Here is a 24,494-nt window from a genome sequence, read left to right as displayed (position 1 = left end):
CAGCATGTTAATAAACGGTGACCTTCCTACAGAGGACTTTCACCTCATTAGTTCATGCCCATGCTGGGCGTACACAAATCAATGCAGCCGACCGCTAACGCGTCGGCTGATTGAAGCGTTAGGTTACCAAGGAAGTTATGCGTAAATTTTTAAATGTGAGCAAACAACGGCAAAAGGAACTGGAGGAACAATTTCCAAATCTCATTGACTTAGTTCAAGTTAATAAAACTAAAGAATATACTTTTCTTGCTGTTTCAATTTTCGACCATTGGCTTACGCACGAAGAATCAATGGAATTATTAGCTGACCTTGATGCAAGCGAAATTGAGCGCAGGACTTCAATATTTGATAAGTTTAACCAGCTGTTGTTGGAAAAAACTGAGGTTTTAACTTTTCGTTTTCGCGGGTTAAAAGGCGATAAACTTAAGTTTAAGTCATTTGTAACAGAACAAGCTCAGAGCTCATACATAAGACAAACAGATATGGGAATGTATAAAACTGTTCTACCGGACTTTAAAGCTGTTTACTTTGAAGGTTATGACGACACTAATGTTTTCTATTTACAAGATTTAAGTGTTAAGTCATTTATAGAGTCTTGTGCAACAAAAGTAGGTTTACATTGTTTGGAGCATTGGTAACCTAACACATATGAGCCTTCCGCCAGTCAATAGGCGAGCCTAACTTATTTGACTGCTTTTGCAGTCAAATAAAAATCAATCAACAAATTCATCTACTTCGTCTGTCATTTAGCTGTCAAAGTGTAGTGGCCAATTGAAATTGGCCACAGGTTTAGAGCTTATCCATACTTTGGGTAATCTGAAATGCCATGATTACCCAAAGTCCTAACACGAAAATGTCCAGAAACGTGTTTCAGCGGGTGGTCAAGAAAAATCATAAATGCCTAGCGAGTAGTGAGCTGTGCGAGCGTAAGGAGTGGCTTTATTATTTTACTTTACCATCATGTCCCTTAAATACCCTTTTGGCAGGGTGATGGTTTTCACGCAGTGATGCCATCGCCTTGCTAAGCCTTCAGGGATAAAAAGCGTACACACCAATATACATAGTGTGTACGCTTTAAATGTCACAAGAAGCATCGCCAGTAAAGGCTTGTCACTCACTCACGCGCAAATGAACATGGTTTTTACTGTATACTCTTTAGTGCTCACCCTTTTATTATATTGTTGAGTTTACGCCTTGAGATTCAACTGCTGCAATAATAGCGCGGTAATTTCAGCGGCCAGCTCGTTTTCTCCAATCTCATTGAGTATTTCAATCGCGCACTCTGCAGTGCATAACCCCCCTTCTACTTGATTGCGCCTTAATTGATATAAAGATGCATGTTTCGGCGTTAAGCTGACTTTTTCAAGCGCCTGTAAATAAGGGCTGCGGTTATACATTTTGCGCGCTTCTTGCCAGGTGGCATCGATGATCACTAGCGCATCAAACTGAGCTAAAGCTGACGGTTTAGAAGTAGTAGATGAAGGGATAACTGCAGCCTTAGACGACTTTTCTGAAAAAGCCTCATCATCAACCTTTAACGGGTTTGTCTCCTCTTCAGATGGGAACACTAAAGCCACTTTTCCTGAGGCGATCATTTGCAATAACTCATCACTTGGGGATTTACGTTGCCAAGTGATCACCGGCGCAGCATCAGCCAAGACTTGCGTAACCCACTGGCCAGTATTGGTTGCTCTGGTTAGCTCTCGCTCATGGGTTAATAACACTATTTTCATATATAAGGTTTCACAGTTTTCAAAATATCGAATATCTGCCAAACAGTTCTGGCAGCTTAATTTTACTAGCTTACAGGATTGCATATTGCAGGCCTACTGCTCTGCAGCCATTCGCTGCTTGCGCTAATCATTGACTAATTATCAATTAATACAAAAATTTAATCCTCAGGCTGCATCAATAATTTTTGTAACTAACTGGCTACCTTTGTGCCGCGAGGCTTGAGTGTTTTGTAACATTCAGTAAAAATTGCTTTTCTCAATACGTTAATTACACAATTGGCTGTTATCATAGCGCTAACAACTAATTTTTATCATTTGGTGAGTCATTTCACCCCAAAGAGCATTCAATGAAGTTAAAAATACTAGCAGGGATAGCACTATTTACTAGCTTTTCTACCCAAGCCGCTTGGTGGGTGGAACCTACAGACTTGCCGCTTAGAGCAGACATACAATTACTTTCTGATACTGGCGTTATTATTCAGCCTGTGACTACCTTTCCTTTGATGTGGTCTGGGATAAAAAAAGATTTAGATAATGCTGCTGACAGCCCAATGTCGGTGCATCAAAAAGATGCTTATCATCGTGTGATGCGCGCTTACAATAAAGATCATCAAGCTGTGACTTTAGGTGCCAGCTTAAGTGGCGCCAATGAAAAAGCTCGCTTTATTGGTTACGGTAATGACTATCGCGACAAAGCTGAAGTTGAATTTACAGCAGAAGTCACCCAAGACTGGTTTAGTGGCCGCTTAGCAGCGAGTTACCATTACGACTCAGCAGATGGCAATGAAACTCGCCTAGATAATAGCTTTGCAGCAGTCAAACTGGGTAACTGGATTGTCACTGGCGGCGCAGTGCAAAAATATTGGGGCCCAAGTTGGGACTCAGGTTTAATCCAAACCACCAATGCCAGACCTATGCCAGGCATTACCTTTTCTCGTAATGACAGTAATGCCTTTGAAACCCCTTGGTTAAACTGGGTTGGTCCGTGGACCTTTACCACCAGCTTTAGCCAAATGGAAAGTAATCGCTATGTGCCTGACACCCAGCATTGGGGCGCTCGTGGTACCCTAAGACCCATTTCAAAATTAGAAATTGGCTTTTCTTGGACCATGCAATGGGGCGGTGAAGGCTACGGCAACAGCTTGTCTGATTGGTGGGATGGCTTATTTAATGGCGGGATGTCTGAAGGTGAGCTTGAAAACGGTCAAGAAAACATGCTCGCAGGTTACGATTTTAGATGGTCTGATACCGCTTGGGGCGTACCTTATGGTATTTACTACGAGCGCATCCACGAAGACTATCACAATGGCAAACATAAGCTGATTAACGCCTCAAACATGGGTGGGGTAGATGTTTTTATTGCCTCACTTAACACCCGTTTTTTTGCTGAATACTCAGATACTGCAGCTGCCTGTGGCGAAGACTCTAACGTCTACAACTGCATGTATGAACACGGCTTTTATAAAAGTGGTTATCGTTACTATGGCCGCAGCTTAGGCAGCACCTATGATAATGATTCTCGCGTTGTGGTGTTAGGTGGTATTACTCAACTACAACATGGCCAAAGCTTATCGACTAAGTTTCGTTATGCCAAACTTAACTTTGATGGGGTAGACACTGGTAACCCAACTGGTGGAAATCCGGTATCCCCTGGCCGTTATGAGCGTTTGTTGCAGCTTGATGCCAGTTACCACCGACCATTTTATGAAGGTAAGTTAAAACTTGGCGGCACTGTTGGCTACAGTGAGTATCCTGAAGTTGATACCAGCAGCGATTGGGAAACCACCGTTTACGCTGGCTGGGAACGTGATTTTTAATTGCTAACCACAATAGCAAATTAACACACTGAAATATAATAAAGCCCATCATTTGATGGGCTTTTCTGTATTTCCTATGTAACTAAAGCTAAAACAGACTCTTTAAACTACAAACCTTTATCTTCCCATTGCTGCTTTTTACGATAGATAGTCGAAGGGCTTACATCTAATAAACCCGCGGCTTTTGGAATATTACCGTCACATTGCTCAATAGCGGTTTCAATGGTCATTTTTTCGATTAACCACAATGGCTGTATATCATCATCAACGACCTGAGTTTGTTGATTAGGAGCTGTTTCTGTTGTTTTTTGTAGGGCCTGTTGAGCCGCATTTTCAAAGCCTGACTCGCTTGCATAATGCGCCTTTGCCTCTACTGGTGCGGCTGAGGTGTTTAAATCTGTCATCGACAATGACACTGCGGTGCTCATTTGCGCAGGTAACATGGCCAAAGACACTTCTTCGGCTGTGTTAAGCACTACAATTTGCCTGATCACATTCTGCAGTTGACGCACGTTACCTGGCCATGGGTAATTGACAAAGCAACGTTCAACTTCGGTAGAGAAACGTTTAAAAGATTTGCCCTCTTCTTTGCTGTATTGCTTCAACAGCTTTTTAGCAATAGACATCACGTCTTTGCCCCTTTGTCTTAAAGGCGGCAGCTCTATAGGGATAACATGTAAGCGATAATATAAATCTTCCCGAAAGCGTCCTTCTTGCACTTCTTTCCATGGGTCTCGGTTGGTGGCACTAATAAAACGCACATCAACTTTTTCTTCTTTAGTGCCGCCTACACGCTGAAATACCCCAGTTTGAATAAAGCGTAGCAATTTACTTTGCAACTCTAAATCCATTTCACACAGTTCATCAAGAAACAAAGTGCCACCATCAGCACGAGTTGCTGCGCCATCACGATTACTCACAGCGCCAGTAAACGCACCTTTGGTGTGACCAAAAATTTCGCTTTCAATTAAATCTTTCGGAATTGAGGCGCAGTTTAAAGCAATAAAAGCTTCTTGTGCTCGTGTTCCTGCTTGATGGATCGCTTGGGCGCAAACCTCTTTACCTGTGCCACTTTCGCCCATCACAAACACTGACGCTTTACTGTTGGCCACGCAATCAATGGTGTTATATACGGTTTGCATGGCTAAGGAGTCACCAATAAAGCCATGAAAATTGGTTTTTGGGAGGCTATTTTCATAATTGGTCACAAGTGCCAATAAGTCTTTTTGCTTCAGAGCATTTCGCACAGTAATCGCCAACCTTTTACTATCAAAAGGCTTAACTAGAAAATCAAACGCACCGGCGCGCATGGCATCTACGGCTAAATCAATGGTGCCATAAGCAGTGATCATAATGACGGTGATCTGCGGGTAGTCTTGCTGCACTTTGGTCAAAATATCCATTCCCGACATATCCGGCAATTTAATATCTAACACTAATAAGTCTGGTTGTTTACGGGCAAGTTCTTTTAATGCATCTTCACCAAAATTAACCAAGGTGACTTCGGCGCCTTCGGCACAAAGGTATTCGCTGTACAATGCGCCTAATGACATACTATCTTCTACAAGAACGGCACTAAATCCCATGGGTAACTTCCTTATTTAATTATTTATGACCGATATCAAATCGTTGCTCAATTAACGTCAAGCTTTGCTCAGCAACCACAAATATCTGCTCAAATAATGCGGCTAAAGGTTCATCTTCGGTTCTGGCTGCGGCCTCAAGTAAAATGGCTACTTCAGATAACTTTTGCGCCCCAAAACTGCCTGCACTACTTTTAATGGTATGAACTTGATCTTCAATCTCTGCTCGGCTTCCATTGGCAGTGATGGTTTTTAAAATATCGATACGCATCTTAGTTTCATTATGAAATACCTTCATCATTTTAACTAAGCTTGCTTCACCTACCGCTTTTAGTAACTCATCAAACACCTGCTGATCCAACAACACATCATCAGCTATTGTTTCATTTATGGTTTCAGTTATAGTTTCATGTGTGGTTTCAGCTATTAAGCCATTTGAGGTGTCAGCTAATAGGATTTCATTTACCTCAGCTGTTGGCTTAATGTGAGTTTCTTTCTCTGCAGCAATATCACTAACCTCGTCACTAACCTCATGAGTTATTTCCCTCGCGTCATTAGCATTGCCCTTCACCTGAGTTAACCAGTAATTTATCCCAGAGATCAAATCCTGCTTTTTAACCGGCTTACCAATAAACCCAAGCATGCCGGCGTCTTTACATGCTGCAACCTCTTCACTGAATACGTTGGCTGACATGGCCAAGATAATTTGATCAGGCTTACTGGCTAAAATTTTACGGCACGCTTCAAGGCCATCCATTTCAGGCATACGAATATCCATCAAAATTAAATCAAACTCTTGCTTTAACCCTATCTCTACCGCTTCTACACCGTTATTAGCATAGGTCATGACTGCGCCGCTATTGGTCAATATCGTACCTGCGACCATTTGGTTTACTGGGCTATCTTCTGCGAGTAATAATTTACAGCCATCAGGCAGGGTTAATTTACTTTCAATGATCTGCTTATCACTCTTTTCTACATTACTGGCATTACTGGCATTACTGATTAAGCTTAGTAATATCTCTCGGCTTAATGGCTTGCTGACAGACTCGACTATGCCTAAGTCAGTACTGCGCGCCTGCACTTGTGTATTCACCCCAGATAACAAAGCCGTGATATAGCCTGTCTTAGTCAAATAGCGATTTGATAAGCCCTCTACGCTTTGATGTTCACAGTCTAAAATACAGCTTTCATCGAGCATGATGACATCAAATTGGCCGTTGTTGCTTGATTGACTATCAAGCTCGCTGAGCTGATGCGCAAAGCATGTCTCGACGCCATATTGGCGGTATTGCTTTTCAATTAACTCACAAAGGGTCATATCGGGGTGAATCACTAACACCCGAGGCGCTGTTGATAAAGCAATATCAACAGTTGTTATTTCAGCAGGTTCATCAAGTACCACAGTTAATGTAAACTCACTTCCTTGGCCTAGTTGGCTTTGAACGCTGAGGTTGCCCCCCATCATTTTAGCCAGTTCAGAACATATGGCTAAGCCTAAGCCTGTACCTGCATAACTGGTGGTATGCGTGTCATGAACCTGAGAAAACTCTCTAAATAACTTCTGTTGTGATATTTCACTGATCCCAATGCCTTGATCTTTTACCTTACAGCTCAGTTGCACCTTGCCGTTATCGCGGTTGATAATCTCAATCTCAACAGCAATACACCCATCGGTTGAAAACTTAATCGCATTATCCACCAGGTTTTGCAGCACTTGCCTAATACGCTGCGCATCTCCGATTAAAATTTGCGGTACATCTCGGTCAATAACACTGCCAAGATGCACTCCTTTATCATGGGCTTTATGGGACAAAATCTGTAACACTTGCGCGACTAACTTATCAGGTTGAAACTCTTTAGCTTCCAGTTGCATTTGCCCAGCTTCAATCTTCGAGAAGTCCAAAATATCATTAATGGTACTTAACAAGACTGAGCCCGCTTCTTTAGCCGCGCGAGCATACATGCGCTGGCCCTTTTCAAGTTGAGAGTCTAAAAGCAAATCAACACTGCCAAGTACGGCATTCAGTGGTGAGCGAATTTCATGGCTCATAGTGGCTAAAAATCGTGACTTAGCTTCACTGCCCGCCTCTGCTTGCTCTTTGGCTAATCTTAATTCTTCTTCTCTGGATTTTTGCTCTGAAATATTGCGTAAAAAAGCGGTAAAGAACATTTCATCACCTAATTGAATGGGGATCACCCGCAATTCAACCGGAAACTCCTCGCCAGCTTTATTATGGGCAGGAACTTCGATGCGATTATTCAGCACAGGCCCTTCACCAGTGCGGCGGTGATGCTCCATGCCATTTTTATGGGCACTATGGAAACCTGCGGGAATAATTAAATCTTCCAGCCTTTCACCTAATGCCTCTTCGCGCTCATAGCCAAACAGTTTGACCGCCGCAGCATTAAACTCAACCACTCTGCCGCTAATATCAATAGAGATTAACGCATCATGGGTGGCTTCAATGGTTGCCACCAAAATAGATTGAGTTCTGGCAGCGGTTTGTTGCTCTTTTTTAAGTTCGGTTAAATCTTTGATAAAGCCTAAAAATAGAATCTCACCATCAATTTGCATTTTTGAAATGGTTAGCTCGATAGGAAATAAGCTGCCATCTTTATGCTGCGCTTTTAACTCACGACTGTTACCAATAATTTTTGCATCACCCGTTGTAAGATAATGCTTGATATAGCCATCATGCATAAAGCGATCTGCCATCGGCATTAAAATAGACACATTTTCATCAATAAGCTGTGCTTTTTCATAGCCAAATAACTTACTGACGGCATTATTCACTTCATTAATCACGCCGTTAACATCAATAATGACAAAGCCATCAGCCGCTGAATCTAATATGGTATTTAAGCGAACATTGGCACCTTGTAAATCACTGCGTTTTTCATCCAAGTTTTTAAGCATGGCATTAAAGGCGTTAGTCGTATCGGTGATATCTTGGGTGCCGGGCTCAACCACTTGCACCCCTGATTCCCCTTCAAGCACCCGCTTTGAGGCATGCTGAATATTAAAAATATGTCTGATGAGCTTAAGGCCCTGATACCAAGATAAAAATGAAATCAAAATGATCACTAAAATCATTAATGCGCTATATTTCAACGCCACTGCTTCAACGCTATTATCAAATTCATCGGTATTAACAAGTACGCTTATTTGAATGCCAGTGCCATTATTAGATACTGCCACCACCTCAACCGTATGCTCTTTTGGGGTCACAGCTTTAATGATCTCAAACATGCCTTGGCCATTACGCTGAGCCGAATACAATAGCTTATCTGCTTTGGATACTTCGATTGAATCAATATGGCTAATGTGGTGGGCTTCTAAAGATTGTTTAAGCAGTAAGATGGACTCGCGGGCCTTATCAGGGTTAATACTATTAGCCACCAGCTGCGCTGCAAGTTGAGCTTGCTGCCTTGCTTCTTGCTGATTGGTCTCTTTGATAACAGCTAAACTATTAACAATTAGCATCAGTAATAGTACGACTTGCATTAATCCAATGGCAATTATCGCTTTTAATCTAAATGACAAATTCCTTCTCCTGATGCATTTTGCAAACAGCGCTGTTTAACCCTGTCAAAAATCTATTCCAAAGCAAATGTTTACTACATTATTACTCACTATGAATTACCTGTTCGCATTTTGCAAAAAATTATTCCCAATCTGAAAATGCAAATAGTAAATCTTACTAGAAAGCTGCTTAACTACCTGATTTTATTATTTAAAAATTATGGAACAGCTTTTGCTTTAATAAGTTATTAAACAAACTTAATAGAGAATCGCCATGCAAAATGCTAATGCGTCAACGTCGACTATCTCCATCCTGTTAGTGGAAGACACATTCAGTGAACGCTATTACATTGCCAGTTTAATTCAAAGTTTTCAGCCGGAAAATGTACAGTTTGAGATGGTGCAATGTGAAGATGGCTTAACGGCACTGGAGAAGTGCCGTACCCAGCAGTTTGACTTAATTGTCAGCGACTGGCGCATGCCTAGGATGAACGGTGTTGAGCTGTGTAAAAGACTAAAGACCAAAACAGATCCCGGTTACTTCTTGCTTTTAACCGGTAACGATCAAACTCAAGACATGATTTATGCTATGGACTCAGGTGCTGATGATTACATTACCAAACCTTTTTTGGCCTCAGTATTAAAAGTCAAAATTCAAGCTGCAGTAAGGCTCATTCAAGCAAAAAAGTCGGTACTTGAAAGTAAGCAACAGCTGCAAAGTTTACTTTCTCAAAAACAGTCTGAACTGACCCAAGCTGCGATTTTGCAGCAATCCTTACTGCCAAAAAATAATTTAGCCTTCAATAATTGGACTATCCGACATTATTTTGAACCCGCAGAGGAACTTGCAGGCGATATTTTGCAATGCTTTGAAATTGATGAACAGTGGATAGGCTTCTATGTTATCGATGTATCGGGTCACGGTGCCAGTGCTGCTATGCTCAGTTTTACCCTCGCCCAAGGCTTATCACCCCAAAGGATGAACTGGCAGCAATCGCCAGAAAAGGTCATGAATGCCTTAAACAATCTCTTTGATGATCCTGGTAATTTGGGCCAGTTTGCCACTGTAATGATAGGTAAAATCAATATAAACACCCATGAATTACAACTGTGTAATGCAGGTCACCCATTACCATTAATCATTTCTAAACTCGATGTGCAAAGCATCGATGTGCCCACAGGTATGCCAATTGGTATTGATAAACACTGCCAATACCAAAGTGGTCAATACCAACTTTACCCGGGTGAGCAACTACTGCTGTTTTCAGATGGCGTGTATGAAGTTAATCATCCAAAGTTTGGCATGTTTGGCTTAGAGCGCTTAAAACAGCGCTGCTTATCAGCTAAAGCCATGCCAGCGGCGAATTTATTGAGTCACTTAAGTTACTTACTCAACCTTTGGCAGCAGTCGCAACCCCAAGATGATATGTCACTGCTACTATTTACCGCACCCGATTAAAAAGTTATAGCAATCATTGTGATGATAACTGTATGCCAATTATTGCTGATTATAGAGTTAGATTTAGAACGAAGATAAGCACTTAAATTAACAGCTTATATTTTTGAATTAACCCACAGTGACCCACAGCTTAAGGAGTTAATATGAATAACACTCAATTGAACATAAGCATCAATTCAATGACAGCAGATCAAGTTTATGACGAACTAGAACAGTTTTTGATCAGCAATAAGGTTGAGCCATTACAACGCTTCAAACTCATCAGTTGTGCACTCGAAGCCACCAATAATGTGCAACAGCACAGCGCTGATGACGCTGAAGATATTAAGCTGTTATTACAGAAAAACGATAACAAGTTGATTATTGATATATTAGATAACTCAAACTTTACCCCACTAGCCCCCCCTAGCACTTGTCCTAACAAACACAAAGCCAACGGCCGCGGCTTATGGATAATGCATCAATGGATGGATCAGGTGCAGCAACAGGCAACGGTATTAGGCACTCACTTGAGATTAAGTATAAACTTGGGCTAATGCTTTGGGCGGAATGTAAACCAATAGCGACACACCTTTGATAAGCATTAGCGATAACAACATAGTTAATCCAGCTTTGCATGGCTAAGGATGCCAATTCGCCGATTTCAACTTACTGAATAATGTTCAGTCCATTCGGGTAATAAAGGTTTGCTCGTCATCCACAAAAGCCACAAAGCCGCCGTGATAGATAAATACCCGACCACGCCCCTCAACTATGCAGGCAAGTTGTGGGTTCAAATCTTCTTCGTTATCCTGACGTTGAAAAGTGCCAGTATCTGTGATTACGCCGCTGAGTGCAGGCAAATATCCATAAGTGCGCTTGGCTTGATCAATCAGGTTCAATTCGCTGGCGGTTGAGAAGCAAAAGGGGATCGCACCAGCTTCTTCAATAAATAAAGTTTTAAGTTCTTCAAAAGCTGTAATCACCAGCCAGTCGATGCCGTTAACATGATGGATAAACATAGATTTTCTCGGTTATTCTAATGCGGATATTTTATCACTACTAGGAAAGAACCTAGTAGATATTTAGTTGCTAAAGTTATGTCCAGACATTCATAAACCAACTTGAAATACGTCTTTGCCCAAATACAAGTTAGCAAACACTCTATATCAAACAATCCATATCAAACAATCTATATCAAACCAAAGCCGTTTTATCGAAAATTCATATTATCTGTACTTAGGCTGACCCTTCCCTGCAATATAAACTAAATCAATACTGCGAATTGCAAATACTAGGTCGTGAAGTTGTAATCAGTGCTTTTGCATTCTGCAACGACATAGTTTTAAACCGCAATTAAAGCTTAGCAATAAGCAACACACAGCCAGACGACAGCAAAACAAAACCTCAAACCACTGATTAATAACAACTAAATAATTGGCACGCATCCTGCTAACTATAGATTAAGCAGAGGATAAATGATTAATCCACCCATTCAATTTTAGACGTCATTTATCTCATCACGATTTAGTTAATCAAAGTTAGCGCATCAATAGATGTTTAGGAGCAGGTTATGAAATTTGAAATCAAAGTAGCCCAACATGCAAGTGTAGTAACATTACCTATCAGAATGTTTATGGCTCATACCCCAACTTACCGAGCGGCACTGGTTGATTATATTGATAGAGGCCATACCCGCTTAGTTATCGACATGCAGCATTTAGAGTACATCGATTCAAGTGGCTTATCTGTGCTTATCTCCGCCCGTAATCAAGCGCTTAATTATCAAGGCAACATCGTATTACTGTCACCTAGTCCTGCGGTACGTTCATTAATTGAATTAACGCGCCTACACCATATTTTTGAGATTTTTGAAACTGAGGCGTTAGCGTTAGATTTTTTGCGTCATAGCAGCATTGTTGAACCCTCTGACTTTGATGAACAAATCATCTCAGAGTTAGCAAGCTAAGCAGGAACCACTAAATCACGGACGTAAAGGGGAACAGAAATGAACATATTCAAATCACTACTTTCTATCGCTATTATCGCAGGCTTAACCGCTTGCGTGACCCCTATGCAACCAGCTGAGCAAGATGTTTGTGATTTAGAGCAGCAACTCACTAGCTGCCATTACTTTGGCCAAAAAACGCCTTATAACAGAAAGGTCAGCGCTGTGACCTCAAACCATACGACTTTCCCTACTGCGCCAATTTTCGGTAATAAGTCGATGGTGGTTGATACCCAGCAAGCGTTGTCATTATCTGTAGGGGATAAAATTTCGGTAAAAATACTCAATGGTGATGAATTTAGTAAAGATGTGGAAGTAGATGCCGACGGCAATATCTATCTGCCTTATTTACCGCCAATTTCAGTTACAGGACTGACTCTTAATCAATTAAACAATCAAATCAGAAACATATTAATCGATGAAAATCTGATGTTGGCCCATGCGGTGCGTATCAGTATATTACCTATTAGCTGGGCACCTATTGAAATCACCACCTCTGGCGCAGTATTTGAGCCAGGTCAGCACATGATCAACAAAAAACTCCCCATTGAACTTAAAGATGATGGCAGTAACTTTGCTGGTGACCAAGCCATTCAGCGTAATGTAGCCGCCGCGGTGAAGTCTTCTGGTGGGGTGCGCCCAGATGCTGATATTTCAGCAATTAAGGTCATCCGTAATGGTCAGGTTTTCAATATGGATTTACGTGGTATGCTAACGGGAGAGAAAGTACCAAACATGACTTTAATGGCTGGCGATCATGTACATGTTCCTTCGACGCATTCATTTAATGATCAATTAGCCAGACCTTCTCAGTTGACAACACCAGGGATCAGGGTATTTATGTCAAACTTAACGCAACCTGCAAGTTCAAATAGTCAGTCAGCAGTAGACCGTGAAGCAACACGCTTTCCTTACGGCACCCGCTTGCTAAATGGCGCCATTGCGGCCAACTGTGTCGGTGGTGCCCAAACCACCAATGCCAGTCGTTACGTTATCCTAGTGACTAAAAATCCATTATCTAATCAAATAGATATTGTCGAACGCTCAATTGATGGCTTAATTCAAACGGCCTGGAATAATGAATCAAACCCAGTATTACTCCCCGGTGATGGACTTGCCTGTTATGACTCTCGCGTAACTAATATCCGTGAAATAGCCAGAACAGTAACTGAATTGGTCGTGCCAACAACCCTTATCGGATGGTTGTAAGGAGACAATAATGAGCCAAGGAAACTGCAAAAGCGGCAAAGGCGAACAGAGCCAGAAACAAGCAGACTCTGGGGCAGGGGCGCACACAAGCTCCAGTGCTGATACTGACGTTAAGCTTGAAAATGAAACCCAAAGCGCACAAAACACTGACATCGAAACAGAGCAAGATTACGCCAGCTTTTCAGAACTTGCCTATTTATATTGGATTAAACGCGCCACATTAGAAGGCAGCCACTTAACCCCTAAAGCCCGTAAACGCCTGTACATCAAAACAGCCTTGATATCACTGCTCATTGTCTGGCTGTTGGTGGCTGTTTTTATCGCGCTAACCCCCACCAAATACGAAAGTAAATGGGTGGTCATATTACCTGGGGTCGCAGCGGGGTCTTCCCTAAGCCTTGACAGCCTTGGTCAAGCAAGTAGCTCCAATAGCTCGCCTTATATGAGCTCGGCCATTGATCCAAGAGAGAATTTTAAAGCGATTTCCATGAGCAGCTTGCTGATGCAAACCGCTGCGTTTTATTTAAAAGTGCCTAGCAATGAAATACCAAAACCCAAACTTAAACTCCCCAGTCAAACGGGCTTAATGGAGTTTAGTATTAATGGCGCATCGCCAGAGCAAGCTCAAAAACGTGGCTGGGCTATGTATCGTTCTTTACAAGACATTCTTGATGATCTGCGTTTTGATGAAAATAGCCTGCGCGAGCGAGGTATTCAACGTAGCCTGAAAAGCTATAACGCCCGAGTAAAGCAAACACAAAAGCAATTACTGGATTTTCAATCTGAGCGAGGCCTAATAACCCTTGATCAGTTTAAAGAGTTAGCCATCACCATTGAGCGCTTACGCCATAGTAAAGTGACCCTTTCAGCGTCACTGCAAGGTTTAAATGCCAGCTATGAACTCTATGAAAAACACCTTGGCATTAATGACTCACAAGCTGCGATTTTACTCAAACTCAACAATGATAAGCTGTTTCAGCAGTTACTTGAAAAACACAACACCGCCAATACCACTTACATTGAAAATGCTGGGCGCTTGGGTCGTCGTCACCCGACATTAGTCACCCTAAAAGCAGAGTTAGACAGTATCTTCGATAGTATGAAGCAGCGCTTTAATACCATTATTGGATTTCAAGATGAGAAAATTTTAATGATGCTAACGGTGGATGATGTTGATGGCCGCGCAGTGATGATGCAAGAGTTCATTACCATAGCCTCAAAACGACAAGCGACGCAATCAGAAGTAGATTCACTGATCGCGCAAATTGATCAGTGGGAGCTACGCTTGCAGCACAGTAACGATGATGCCGCCAAGCTTGCAGATTTACAACGTGAACACCAGTTAGCCACTACGGTATTAACCTCTGCGATGGCAAAATTGGATGTGGGTAAATCAGATATCTACTCGGCTTACCCCATGTTGCAATTATTTTCGCCGCCGAGTTTAGCTCATTCTCCCAATAAATTAGCCAGCATACTAATTATCTTTGGTGGGTTAAGCGCTTCTTTCATGTTACTGCTAGGGTTGAGCATTTTATGGATCCGCAAACCATTGTTGCGCAAAATGTTGACGAAAAAATAATATACAACAGCATTGTTTATAGTTATTTATTTTGGCTGTTTGGTGCTTTATATGTCATTGCACCTGTGATTGCATGGGTGCTATTTGCACGCTTACTTTATAAAAAAATTTCAGGTCAGCAAACATATAGAATTAGCATCAGCCATTATGTATGGGTGTTTGGCATGTTGTTCATGCTTATTGCCTTAGTGGTCGGCCACCTCGATTTTGGCTTAGGTATTGGCAAATTAATTAAATCATCTATTGGCTGGGCCAAAGGCTGGGCCTTACTGGCAATATTTCCGCTTATTGGCTGCTTATCTATTCGGCCTGAAATTATTTATCGCGCCTGCTGCAGAGTCTGCAAACATACTATTTTGCTGTTCCCGCTGTTTTTAATTGCTTGGAAAGTTGGCTTGCCCAGCACCTTATATGTGTCGCCACTGAGCATTATTGGTGGCCCAGGGCCTGAGTTTTTCAGCGTCAGTTTATATGAAATCGACCCTGGCAGCGGCGTTCCCCGCTGGCGCCTGTTTACCCCATGGGCACCGGCATTAGGCATGCTAGGTAACTTATATTTTATTTTTGCCGTACAAGAAAAGGATTCACGTTGGAAAAAGTGGGGCATTGCAGGCAGCTTACTGATGGTATTAATGTCGCAATCCCGTCTTGGCTTGGTGTGTTATTTCGCCTTAATCGGCTTTTTCACCCTATTTAAACTTGTGCGCTCACCTTTACTGTACTTTTTACTTAGCCCGTTAATGTTACTTATTGGGGTTGTCGGTGAAGCCACTATCAACAAAATACAAATCAGTATTGCCGCCATAAAAGCTGCCCGCGCCGATTCAACTCGCGTTCGTCAAGCTTTGGCTGATATTGCCGTTGAAAGGTGGATGAATGAAGCGGTGATCTTTGGCCATGGTATCGTTGAGCGAGGGCCGCACATGGTGGAATACATGCCCATAGGCTCGCATCATACTTGGTATGGATTATTGTTTGTTAAAGGCGTTGTCGGCGCTGTAGCGTTAGCAATTCCGATGTTAGTCACCTTCTTGATATTATTGATCCGATTATTTAGTCAGCCTATGGCCAGAGTCGGCATGGCAATTTTACTGATGTTAAGTTTATATACCTTCGGCGAGAATTTAGAAATTCTAGCCTATTTATTTTGGCCGGGATTAATTGTATTAGGTATGACGCTGCGAGCTGAAGAGCCAGAAGCCGTACTCAAAAAAGCCGCTGCCTTGAAGGACTAATCATTGTGTTTTGTTACCTAAGTGGTAACAAAACACTGTCATCACAGCGGCTATGGCTTACGCCATTAAATAATTTTTATCACTTGATCAAATGCAAGACGCGACTTAGGTAAGCTGGCATTGTAATCTTCATCACTATGATGGTAACCGATAGCTAAACCAACATAGCATTCATAACCATCTAATTCTTCGGCAAAAATATCACCGATAAGTTTACTATCAACCCCTTCCATTGTGGTCGAGTCGATACCTAAACGGGCTAAAGTATGCAAGGTGTTACCCAGTGCAAGATAAGCTTGAGAGCGTGTCCACGCCTCGTTATTGCCCTGTGCATCGGTATTTAATTCAGCAAAAGAGTAACCACCAAAAGCTTGCTCGCGATTTTCAGGTTTTGTGCGACCATCTTCAATGCCCTTATCAACCACTTTGGCATAATCGTCACGGGTATAGTGAGGGTTATGGGCAAATAAAATAATATGAGAACAAGCTTTAGCATGGGGCTGATTGAACTGATATTTATTGGCGAAAGTGTCGTGCATTCTTTGTTTTGCTGCATCACTTTCAAGCACAATAAACTTCCAAGGCTGTGAATTAATTGAAGATGCTGAAAGTCGCATCGCCTCACAGATCACCGCTAAATCTTCTTTTGAAACACGCTTTGAAGGATCATAACGCTTTGCTGTATAGCGATTGTTTAAGTCTTCAATAATTGGATGTGTCATATTTACTGTCTCCACTTTCATTAATATTCCCGGCTTTCATCCACGGGAAATGCAACTGCCGAATGCCATAAGTTATAAAGTATTCAATAAAATCATTACTTTGCTTAGCTAAGCTAAATAAACTCAAAACAAATGCTTATTTAATAAGTTACTTTTAACTTTTTATGTAAAAAACTATTATTAATTAAGCACTTTATATGGTTATAAGCTTATTTAACCCCGCCATAGCAAACAGAATTAAAATAACTTCCTAACGACATAAGAACGTTGATAATAGTCGCTAGGTCCCTATGCTTAAAGGGGCTAATAGTTGTTACATTATCAACAATTTTTTGGTAATAGATGATTAAACCCCATAGCATGCACAGCTATCACCCCTCTTTAAGCGCTAACCGCTAAAGTGACGCAGAAGTCAGCCCTTGATAAGAGCTGATAAAAATGGATAACACTCACATAGATAATGGCAGCTGGTTACTGAGATAACTTCTGCTGCACATACGCGCACCAAGCCTTAGAGTGTCGATTTGGCACATCAGTGTCGCCCCTTACACCTAACTTAAATTCAATCACCGACTGCCATTCATCTGAGCCTAAGTCAGGCCCATGACCTTGACCATCGCCTGAAATCAGTTGTTGATCTACTTGCTTAAACCAAGCTTGAGTACACAAGCTACTTTCAACTGCTGCAGTTGATTGCGCACTTGATTGCGCAGTTGATTGCGCACTTGATTGCATAGTCGATTGCTCAGTTTGCTGCTTTGGCACATCTTGGCTACAGCCTGATAAAGTTAATCCAGCTAACAAGGTTAAGCTCGCTGGCAGCAAACCCATGCTCATCAATAAAGAGGTCGATTTGTTCATTTGTCCATCCTGTTAGTTTTGCCTTTCACTCACTTGCCAATACACGCTGGCACCACTATTAGCTAGAGTGAATAGCTAAAGTGAATAGCTAAATCAATCCTAAACGGGTTAACGCCATACATCAAAGCAAACCAATGAAAAGCGCTTTGATGCTCTCAGTTAAAGTATTGCAAACTGCAACGGCCCTATCTCAATTTGCTAAAACACCTCAGCAGCACTTACCCCGTAAAATAATAAAACCCAATTAAAACATACATATAAAAGTTGGCACGATAAGTGTAACTCCCCTTGTATGTAGTCAGCTAGTCCTAATTTGAATTTGCAAACAAGATCAAATTAGCTAACAAGATCAAGGGTACAAATAATGCAAACAACCACTAACTCACTAGGTCCTAAAACGACCGTCAATCAAATGCTGAATCAAGGCATTCGTACATTGGGTAAAAACCTAATGTGGTTGGCGAGTGCTCAGTTTAGTGGCCGTATTGTGAGATTAGCAGCTAGCGTGATAACCGCGAGATTACTGACACCAGAAATCTTCGGTCAAGTGGCCATTACCTTAACCCTATTTGAATTAATTTGTACTCCAACTCGCCGCATTACTTCAGCAGCACTTATTCGCATGAATGATACCGAGTTTAAAGACAACTTAGCCAGCGCCAATGTGATTAACTTCGGCGCCTGCCTTATTGCCTTTGCACTAATGAGTTTAATCAGCTTACCACTGGCTTATTACTACCAAGACAGCCAACTTGTTCTGCCTATCTTGTTTGTTGCCAGTAGTTATTTATTACTGCCATTTGGCATGTTGTACGCCACGGTGAACTTACGTAACAACAATATGCGTAAAGTGGCTAGCGCCAACCTTTGGCAAACCGTGGGCGATGGCATCTTAACTGCAATACTTGCACTGAGCGGCTTTGGCTTGTGGGCCATTATTATCCCTAAAGTGGTGATGGTATTGGTCTGGATTTACCTGCATAAAAATGGCAATCCGTTACCGACTTTTACCCAAAAAGCATCCGTTAAAAATGTTAAATCAATCCTTAGCTTTAGCATTCCAGTGAGCTCAAGCGATTTGATTAACACCCTAAGACAAAGCATTGATTATCTGGTCATTGGTTACTTCATGGGGGTTGAGGCTCTGGGTGTTTACTTCTTTGCTTACAACGTCAGCTTGGGGATCAGTTTAGGGCTAGTTCAAAGCTTTGGTACCGCGTTTTACTCGCACCTTTGTAGCGACGATAAAATCGCGAGCAATGTAGCAAATAGCCAACAAGTTGCTAAGCAGAAGTTTCGTCACAGTGTGATGGCCATTAGCGCGATTACCGCCCCTATCATCATCTTACAAACAACACTTGCGCCCCTTTACGTGCCATTTGTATACGGTGAGCAATGGTTAACAACCGATGCCATTTCAGTGTTCATCTTCTTATGTTTAAGCGGCCTTGTTCGCCCAATGGCAGAAGCCGCCAGTCAGTTATTACTTGCCCACGGCCATAGCCGTTTAAATTTCAAACTCAATTTAGCTATCACCGCTTTGTTAACCCTGGTGATCAGTGTTGCAAGTCAGTTCAGCTTAAGCACAGTCGCACTGAGTGTGATGGTGACTTACTTAATTATTATGCCTTGGCTTTGCTGGTACAGCAGCCGTATCTCATTTAATCAACCAACTGTTACAAACAGTTAAGGAAAACATTATGTCTCCTAGAATCTCAGTAGTAATGCCAGTTTATAACGTTGAACAGTTTGTTAAATCGGCTATTGAATCAGTATTAAAGCAAACCTATGACAACTTCGAGCTATTGATTGTTGATGATCGCGGTGATGATAATAGCATGCAAATATGTAAACAATTTATCGGCGATCCAAGAGTACATATCATCCGTCATCAAACCAACAAAGGTTTAGCAGCGGCAAGAAATACCGGCATCCGTCATTCATTAGGTGAGTTTGTGGCCTTTATTGATTCTGATGATTTATGGCACCCTGAAAAACTACAGCGCCATGTGGTGCATTTAGATAAGAACCCCAACGTTGGATTAAGTTTTTCACGCTCAAGCTTTATTGATTATCAAGGTAAGTTTATCGATTTTTATCAAATGCCAAAACTTTTTGACATTGATGCTGCCCATTTATTATGCCGTAACCCTGTAGGAAATGGCTCAGCGCCGGTTATTCGCCGCAGCACCTTAAACGACATACGCTTTCAGCCAGCAAGCAGTAAAAATCGCCACAGCTGCTACTTTGATGAGAACTTCCGCCAATCAGAAGATATTGAATGTTGGTTACGTATTGCTGCAACCACCTCTTGGGAAATTGAAGGGCTACCAGAGCCATTAACTTACTACCGCCTTAATCATGGTGGCTTATCAGCAAACCTTGAGAAGCAATATGCCTCATGGGAGAAAATGATTGAAAAAGCCCGTGGTTTTGCTCCTAAATTATTAAAGCAACATGAAGAGTCTGCTCGCGGGTTCCAATTACGGTACTTATCAAGACAAGCTATTCGAATCGGTGATGGCAGCGCTGCTGTAAAGCTGTTTAACCGCGCGATGAAAGCATCACCTAGCATTATAAGAAGTGAAACCTTTAAAACCGTCACCACCATGATTGCCGCATATGCGCAGTGGATAATACCTGCTTGGGGTTATATCGCTATCGAAGCTGTTGGGCAAAAATTTATCGGCATTTTACAAAAACTACGTATTTCACGTGACGGCGTTTCAAGTGAATTTATGCAACAAAGTAAATTGTAACCCGCAGCTCTTATCTCATCTTCCCTGTTCTGGCTTTGCAGTGCGATTCGCATTCTGCAAAGTCAGCTTTTTATTGCAAGCCCCTTGCTAAAAAACCACCGAAAAAAACAGTTAAAAACACAATAACACACTATTAATTAGATACTTAACAAATATGGAATAGTTCGTGCTTAACAAGGTATCGAACGATTAATCATTGCATTTTATGAGGTACGGTATGGACGCTCATCAATCAGTAAACACTCAAACCCAGTCGCAGGCATCAGACTCAACCTTATTGTCAGTCCGCGCTTTTGATTGCTTTATGGCGATAATATTACTGGTTTTAATGCTACCAATAATGGTGTTTAAAACCTTAATACTTGCCTGCTCAAAGCAAGCTATTTTTAATGCTATCTACATTCATGTAAACGATCGCCAAGTTGCGCTGTATCAATTTAGCCAAGGGCGCTTTTCAAGACTGCCGTTTTTATTGGGGATCATTAAAGGCGATATTGGTTTTTTAGGCAGTGCCTTTGAGTATTGCGTGTTTGAGCCAAGTTCAACCAATAGCCGCCCTGGTGTTTTTTCCATTGAAAAAATGCAGCGCAATATGGGGATTGAACATATCAATAATGCAGCCCCTGAATTTAGCAGCTTATTTCATTACCTAATTAACCTAAGTAAGTGCCTAATTTGCCGTTTAATTGTTGTCTCTACTGAGCTGAATTACCCTGAGCAATTCAACTTACTTGGGGTCAATATTGATAATAATAAAATGGCTGACAGTGTTGAAAAACTGGTTAAAGCAGCGCAGCACTCTGTGGGCGATGAAACCCAACATTTTGCCTTTGTAAATGCAGACTGCTTGAACATTGCCTCAACAGACAGCTCTTATAAAAATATTCTCAATCAATGCCAGCAAGTTTTTGCTGATGGTAGCGGTATTCGTATTGCTTGCCAGCTACACGGTATCGGCCTTAAAGACAATGTGAATGGTACTGATATGCTGCCGTTACTGTGTCAACGCGCCAGTGAGCAAGGGATAAAACTGTTTTTCCTGGGGGCAACTGCTGGCACCACTGAAGAGGCGGCAACCAACCTTAAACAGCAGTACCCTGATTTACAGATAGTGGGCTGTCATCATGGTTATTTAAATGAAAGCAACCAACAAGAGGTGATTGAGCAAATCAATCAATCAGGGGCGCAGCTACTACTCGTCGGCATGGGGGCGTCAAAGCAAGAACATTGGATTGAGCAACATAAATATCAATTAAAGGTGGGCGCAGCCGTTGGGGTTGGTGGACTGTTTGATTACTTCGCCAATAATGTTTCTCGTGCACCTATTGCTGTCAGACAAGTAGGAATGGAATGGATATGGCGCTTAGCACAAGAGCCACAACGCATGTGGAAACGCTACGTGGTGGGTAACCCGCTATTTTTAGCGCGAGTGTTAAAGCAAAAACAACAGCTAAATTTGGCCTCAGCCACCAGCCAAGCTAAGGCTCAGCCGCTATCAGCTATTTCAAATCACAACCGTCATTGGTACTTCTTTAAAATCAAATGTGGCCAATTTGCAAAACGCACATTCGATATTGTTGCTGCTAGCATTTTGCTAATTTTATTAGCGCCATTATTTGCGTTAACCGCATTAAGTATCCGAATTGAGTCGAAAGGGGCGATCTTTTTTTCACAAACACGCAGTGGCAAAAATAACCAAGCATTCACCATGTGGAAGTTTCGCTCAATGTATATTGATGCCGAGCAAAGGTTAGAAAAAATCAAAGAAAACAATGAAATGCAAGGTGGCGTCATTTTCAAAATGAAGCAAGATCCGCGTATTACCACCATAGGAAAACTTATCCGCAAAGCTTCAATCGATGAGTTACCACAACTTTGGAACGTGTTAATTGGTGATATGTCACTAGTTGGCCCAAGACCTGCACTACCTAATGAAGTAAGCCAATATCAGTTAAGCGACCGTCGCAGATTAGGGGTAAAACCTGGCATCACCTGCATTTGGCAAGTTAGCGGACGCTCAGATATTCCTTTTGATAAGCAAGTAGAACTGGACATTGATTACATCTACAAACAATCGCTTAAAGAAGATATCACACTGTTATTAAAAACTATTCCAGCTGTACTTTTGGCGCGTGGCGCCTACTAGGAGACCTTATGCAAGCTATCGTATTTGCCAACCGCAATGGAAATGAATTAGCGCCGCTAAACCAGCAATATTGCCCAGCGCTATTACCGCTAGCAAACAAGCCTCTAGTGGAGTACACCCTAGAAGATTTAGCGGATGCAGGCATAAGCCAAGTCAAAATGGTGATTTGCGCTGATGCAGAACAACTGGAAGCCCAAATTGGTAATGGCCAGCAATGGGGTTTGAATATTGAGTATTTTTTAAGTAAGCCACAAGAAGCAGTTAATAGCGTGCTTGCCAGAATGCATATCGATAACACCACCCAGGCATTAGTGGTTCGAGGCGATATATTAAGAAGCCCTTGCCTAGAGCGTTTTGTGGCATTTTCCAGCATGGTACCCACCAAATTTGTTCACGCAACAATGGAGCAGCGTAACCCTGGAATGATGATGCTACCCGCTGGCTGGAAACACAATCAATTGCTTAACTGGCCACTGCAAACCACAGCGGTAGATCATGATGATAGTATCGCCCAAGTGCTTCATGGTCAGTGCTTTTATTTAGACAGCTTATCAGGCTATGTGGCAGCCACTGAATTTGTGATTTGTAGCAAAATATTTAGCAGTAAAGGTCGCAAACACCAAACAGGCTCAAGCAACCAAAGCCTTATGGTTGAAGCCCAATGCGAGCTGCCGCAATTAGATAGCGCCGAGGTGTATGGCGCAATTGGTGAATACACCAAAGTGTCTCATAAAGCTCAATTAACTGATGCGGTGGTGGTGGGAAAATACTGCTTTATTGAAGATAGCCAGATCCAAAACAGTATTATTTTGCCTAATACCTATGTTGGGCCGCAATTATCGGTTAACAATAAAATCATTTCCCAAGACTTGATGATAGACCCACAAACCAGCAGTTGGAGCAAAATTGAAGATCAAAGTTTAATCGCCACATCGACCCAAAGCGCCAGTAATTACCACACGCTAATGCAGCGTGGACTAATGATGATGTTTTATATCTTACTGTCACCACTATTACTGACCTTATTTGTGGGCGCATTGATCATCAAGCCCAATAAACCACTGCTGACTGAAACCGTGATTAACAACCACAATAAAGCCGTTAAAGCGCACAAGTTTAATTTTAACAACAAGTTTTTTTCACTACTGCCACAACTTTGGTTAGCAGCCAAAGGCGATTTAGCCCTATTTGGCGCATCCAGTAAACATAAGCATTTGCATGACAGCAACACCACTTATGGCGTCTATGGTCCGGTGCAATTGAACTTTGACCAGCACACCCCTGATGAAGAAATACAAATGGTTGAAATGGAATTTGCCCAAGCGCAAAAGCCACTTTACCTAGCAAACATATTGCAGCAAAAGTTTCACAGCAAACAAGCTGACATCATCATTAAAAGCTAAATTGATTTTAAATTAGAGATTGCAGCTAATTACTGATTAAAAAGGATATTCATTATGAAAACCATCATTACATACGGTACATTTGATTTATTCCACTTTGGCCATGTGAGATTATTTCAGCGCCTAAGCAAAATGTGCGATCAACTGATTGTTGGGGTTTCTACCGATGAATTTAATGCCCTAAAAGGCAAGGCAGCTTTCTTTAGCTACCAGCAACGGGTAGAAATTGTGGCGGCTTGTAAATATGTATCAAAGGTCATTCCTGAGCATAACTGGCAGCAAAAATCAGCTGATGTTAGCCGTTTTGATGTTGATATTTTTGCCATCGGCGATGATTGGCAAGGTGAATTTGATTTCTTAAAAAGCCAGTGCGAAGTCATGTACCTCACCCGTACCGACGATATTTCAACCACTGAGATTAAAAATAACCTCGCGGTTAAATCTGTTAATGCGGCCTAAGCTTATTAGCAGT

General features: G+C 41.8%; 19 protein-coding genes. 13 read left to right on the top strand and 6 right to left on the bottom strand.

Going from position 1 to position 24,494, the window contains the following annotated elements:
- The first annotated feature begins 137 nt into the window (after positions 1-137).
- The gene (locus Q4546_RS13155; RefSeq protein ID WP_303446393.1) at positions 138-638 is read left to right on the top strand and encodes a hypothetical protein; all 501 of its coding nucleotides are present in this window, start codon (positions 138-140) and stop codon (positions 636-638) included.
- Positions 639-1,187: 549 nt separating this feature from the next.
- Here the strand turns inward: Q4546_RS13155 and Q4546_RS13150 are convergent.
- Positions 1,188-1,775: a tRNA-uridine aminocarboxypropyltransferase gene (locus Q4546_RS13150; RefSeq protein WP_157936099.1), complete on the bottom strand. Its 588-nt coding sequence runs from the start codon at positions 1,773-1,775 to the stop codon at positions 1,188-1,190.
- 305 nt (positions 1,776-2,080) lie between these two features.
- Between Q4546_RS13150 and Q4546_RS13145 the strand changes: the two genes are divergently transcribed.
- Complete coding sequence (locus tag Q4546_RS13145; RefSeq protein WP_303446391.1) at positions 2,081-3,550, top strand: capsule assembly Wzi family protein; 1,470 nt, start codon at positions 2,081-2,083, stop codon at positions 3,548-3,550.
- Between the two features lie 107 nt (positions 3,551-3,657).
- Here the strand turns inward: Q4546_RS13145 and Q4546_RS13140 are convergent, their stop codons facing one another.
- Both Q4546_RS13140 and Q4546_RS13135 read right to left on the bottom strand, forming a co-directional pair.
- Positions 3,658-5,136, bottom strand: coding sequence for a sigma-54 dependent transcriptional regulator (locus Q4546_RS13140; protein ID WP_303413623.1), 1,479 nt, complete (start codon positions 5,134-5,136; stop codon positions 3,658-3,660).
- A 19-nt stretch (positions 5,137-5,155) separates the two neighbouring features.
- Positions 5,156-8,680 (bottom strand): PAS domain S-box protein, encoded by a 3,525-nt coding sequence (locus Q4546_RS13135; RefSeq protein ID WP_303446390.1) that lies wholly within the window; start codon positions 8,678-8,680, stop codon positions 5,156-5,158.
- A gap of 253 nt (positions 8,681-8,933) precedes the next feature.
- On the opposite strand from Q4546_RS13135, the gene Q4546_RS13130 reads away from it, so the two are divergent.
- Entirely contained in the window at positions 8,934-10,118 is a 1,185-nt protein-coding gene (locus Q4546_RS13130; RefSeq protein WP_102439626.1) for a SpoIIE family protein phosphatase, read from the top strand.
- Positions 10,119-10,261: 143 nt separating this feature from the next.
- Entirely contained in the window at positions 10,262-10,654 is a 393-nt protein-coding gene (locus Q4546_RS13125; RefSeq protein WP_102439627.1) for an ATP-binding protein, read from the top strand.
- 126 nt (positions 10,655-10,780) lie between these two features.
- Here Q4546_RS13125 and Q4546_RS13120 read toward each other — a convergent pair whose 3' ends face one another.
- Positions 10,781-11,119, bottom strand: a complete 339-nt coding sequence (locus Q4546_RS13120) for a cytosolic protein (RefSeq protein ID WP_102439628.1) — start codon at positions 11,117-11,119, stop codon at positions 10,781-10,783.
- 551 nt (positions 11,120-11,670) lie between these two features.
- Between Q4546_RS13120 and Q4546_RS13115 the strand changes: the two genes are divergently transcribed.
- From Q4546_RS13115 to Q4546_RS13100, 4 genes are read left to right on the top strand one after another with little or no spacing between them, the layout of a single operon-like run.
- Positions 11,671-12,066 (top strand): STAS domain-containing protein, encoded by a 396-nt coding sequence (locus tag Q4546_RS13115; RefSeq protein WP_076542877.1) that lies wholly within the window; start codon positions 11,671-11,673, stop codon positions 12,064-12,066.
- Between the two features lie 39 nt (positions 12,067-12,105).
- Positions 12,106-13,314, top strand: a complete 1,209-nt coding sequence (locus Q4546_RS13110; RefSeq protein WP_102439629.1) for a polysaccharide biosynthesis/export family protein — start codon at positions 12,106-12,108, stop codon at positions 13,312-13,314.
- A 10-nt stretch (positions 13,315-13,324) separates the two neighbouring features.
- Entirely contained in the window at positions 13,325-14,896 is a 1,572-nt protein-coding gene (locus tag Q4546_RS13105) for an exopolysaccharide biosynthesis protein (protein WP_241904064.1), read from the top strand.
- Positions 14,851-16,131: a capsular biosynthesis protein gene (locus Q4546_RS13100; protein WP_102519059.1), complete on the top strand. Its 1,281-nt coding sequence runs from the start codon at positions 14,851-14,853 to the stop codon at positions 16,129-16,131. Before Q4546_RS13105 ends, Q4546_RS13100 begins: the two co-directional genes overlap by 46 nt.
- Before the next feature lie 65 nt (positions 16,132-16,196).
- Here the strand turns inward: Q4546_RS13100 and Q4546_RS13095 are convergent, their stop codons facing one another.
- Both Q4546_RS13095 and Q4546_RS13090 read right to left on the bottom strand, forming a co-directional pair.
- Complete coding sequence (locus tag Q4546_RS13095) at positions 16,197-16,853, bottom strand: NAD(P)H-dependent oxidoreductase (RefSeq protein ID WP_102439631.1); 657 nt, start codon at positions 16,851-16,853, stop codon at positions 16,197-16,199.
- Between the two features lie 471 nt (positions 16,854-17,324).
- Positions 17,325-17,714 carry a hypothetical protein gene (locus tag Q4546_RS13090; RefSeq protein ID WP_303446389.1) on the bottom strand — a complete coding sequence of 130 codons (390 nt, stop codon included), beginning with the start codon at positions 17,712-17,714 and terminating at the stop codon, positions 17,325-17,327.
- Between the two features lie 364 nt (positions 17,715-18,078).
- On the opposite strand from Q4546_RS13090, the gene Q4546_RS13085 reads away from it, so the two are divergent.
- The 5 genes from Q4546_RS13085 (at position 18,079) to tagD (ending at position 24,481) form a co-directional block, all read left to right on the top strand.
- Positions 18,079-19,404, top strand: coding sequence for an oligosaccharide flippase family protein (locus Q4546_RS13085; RefSeq protein WP_102439633.1), 1,326 nt, complete (start codon positions 18,079-18,081; stop codon positions 19,402-19,404).
- A gap of 10 nt (positions 19,405-19,414) precedes the next feature.
- Positions 19,415-20,473, top strand: a complete 1,059-nt coding sequence (locus tag Q4546_RS13080) for a glycosyltransferase family A protein (RefSeq protein WP_102439634.1) — start codon at positions 19,415-19,417, stop codon at positions 20,471-20,473.
- Between the two features lie 217 nt (positions 20,474-20,690).
- Positions 20,691-22,619 carry a WecB/TagA/CpsF family glycosyltransferase gene (locus tag Q4546_RS13075; protein ID WP_303446388.1) on the top strand — a complete coding sequence of 643 codons (1,929 nt, stop codon included), beginning with the start codon at positions 20,691-20,693 and terminating at the stop codon, positions 22,617-22,619.
- A gap of 8 nt (positions 22,620-22,627) precedes the next feature.
- A complete protein-coding gene (locus Q4546_RS13070) occupies positions 22,628-24,022 on the top strand; it encodes a sugar phosphate nucleotidyltransferase (RefSeq protein WP_102439636.1) in 1,395 nt (464 codons plus the stop codon).
- A gap of 54 nt (positions 24,023-24,076) precedes the next feature.
- Entirely contained in the window at positions 24,077-24,481 is a 405-nt protein-coding gene (tagD, locus tag Q4546_RS13065; protein ID WP_102439637.1) for a glycerol-3-phosphate cytidylyltransferase, read from the top strand.
- Positions 24,482-24,494: the final 13 nt, after the last annotated feature.

It is taken from the genome of Shewanella sp. 4_MG-2023 (assembly GCF_030548015.1).
GTDB lineage: Bacteria > Pseudomonadota > Gammaproteobacteria > Enterobacterales > Shewanellaceae > Shewanella.
This window is presented reverse-complemented; position numbering and strand designations above follow the sequence as displayed.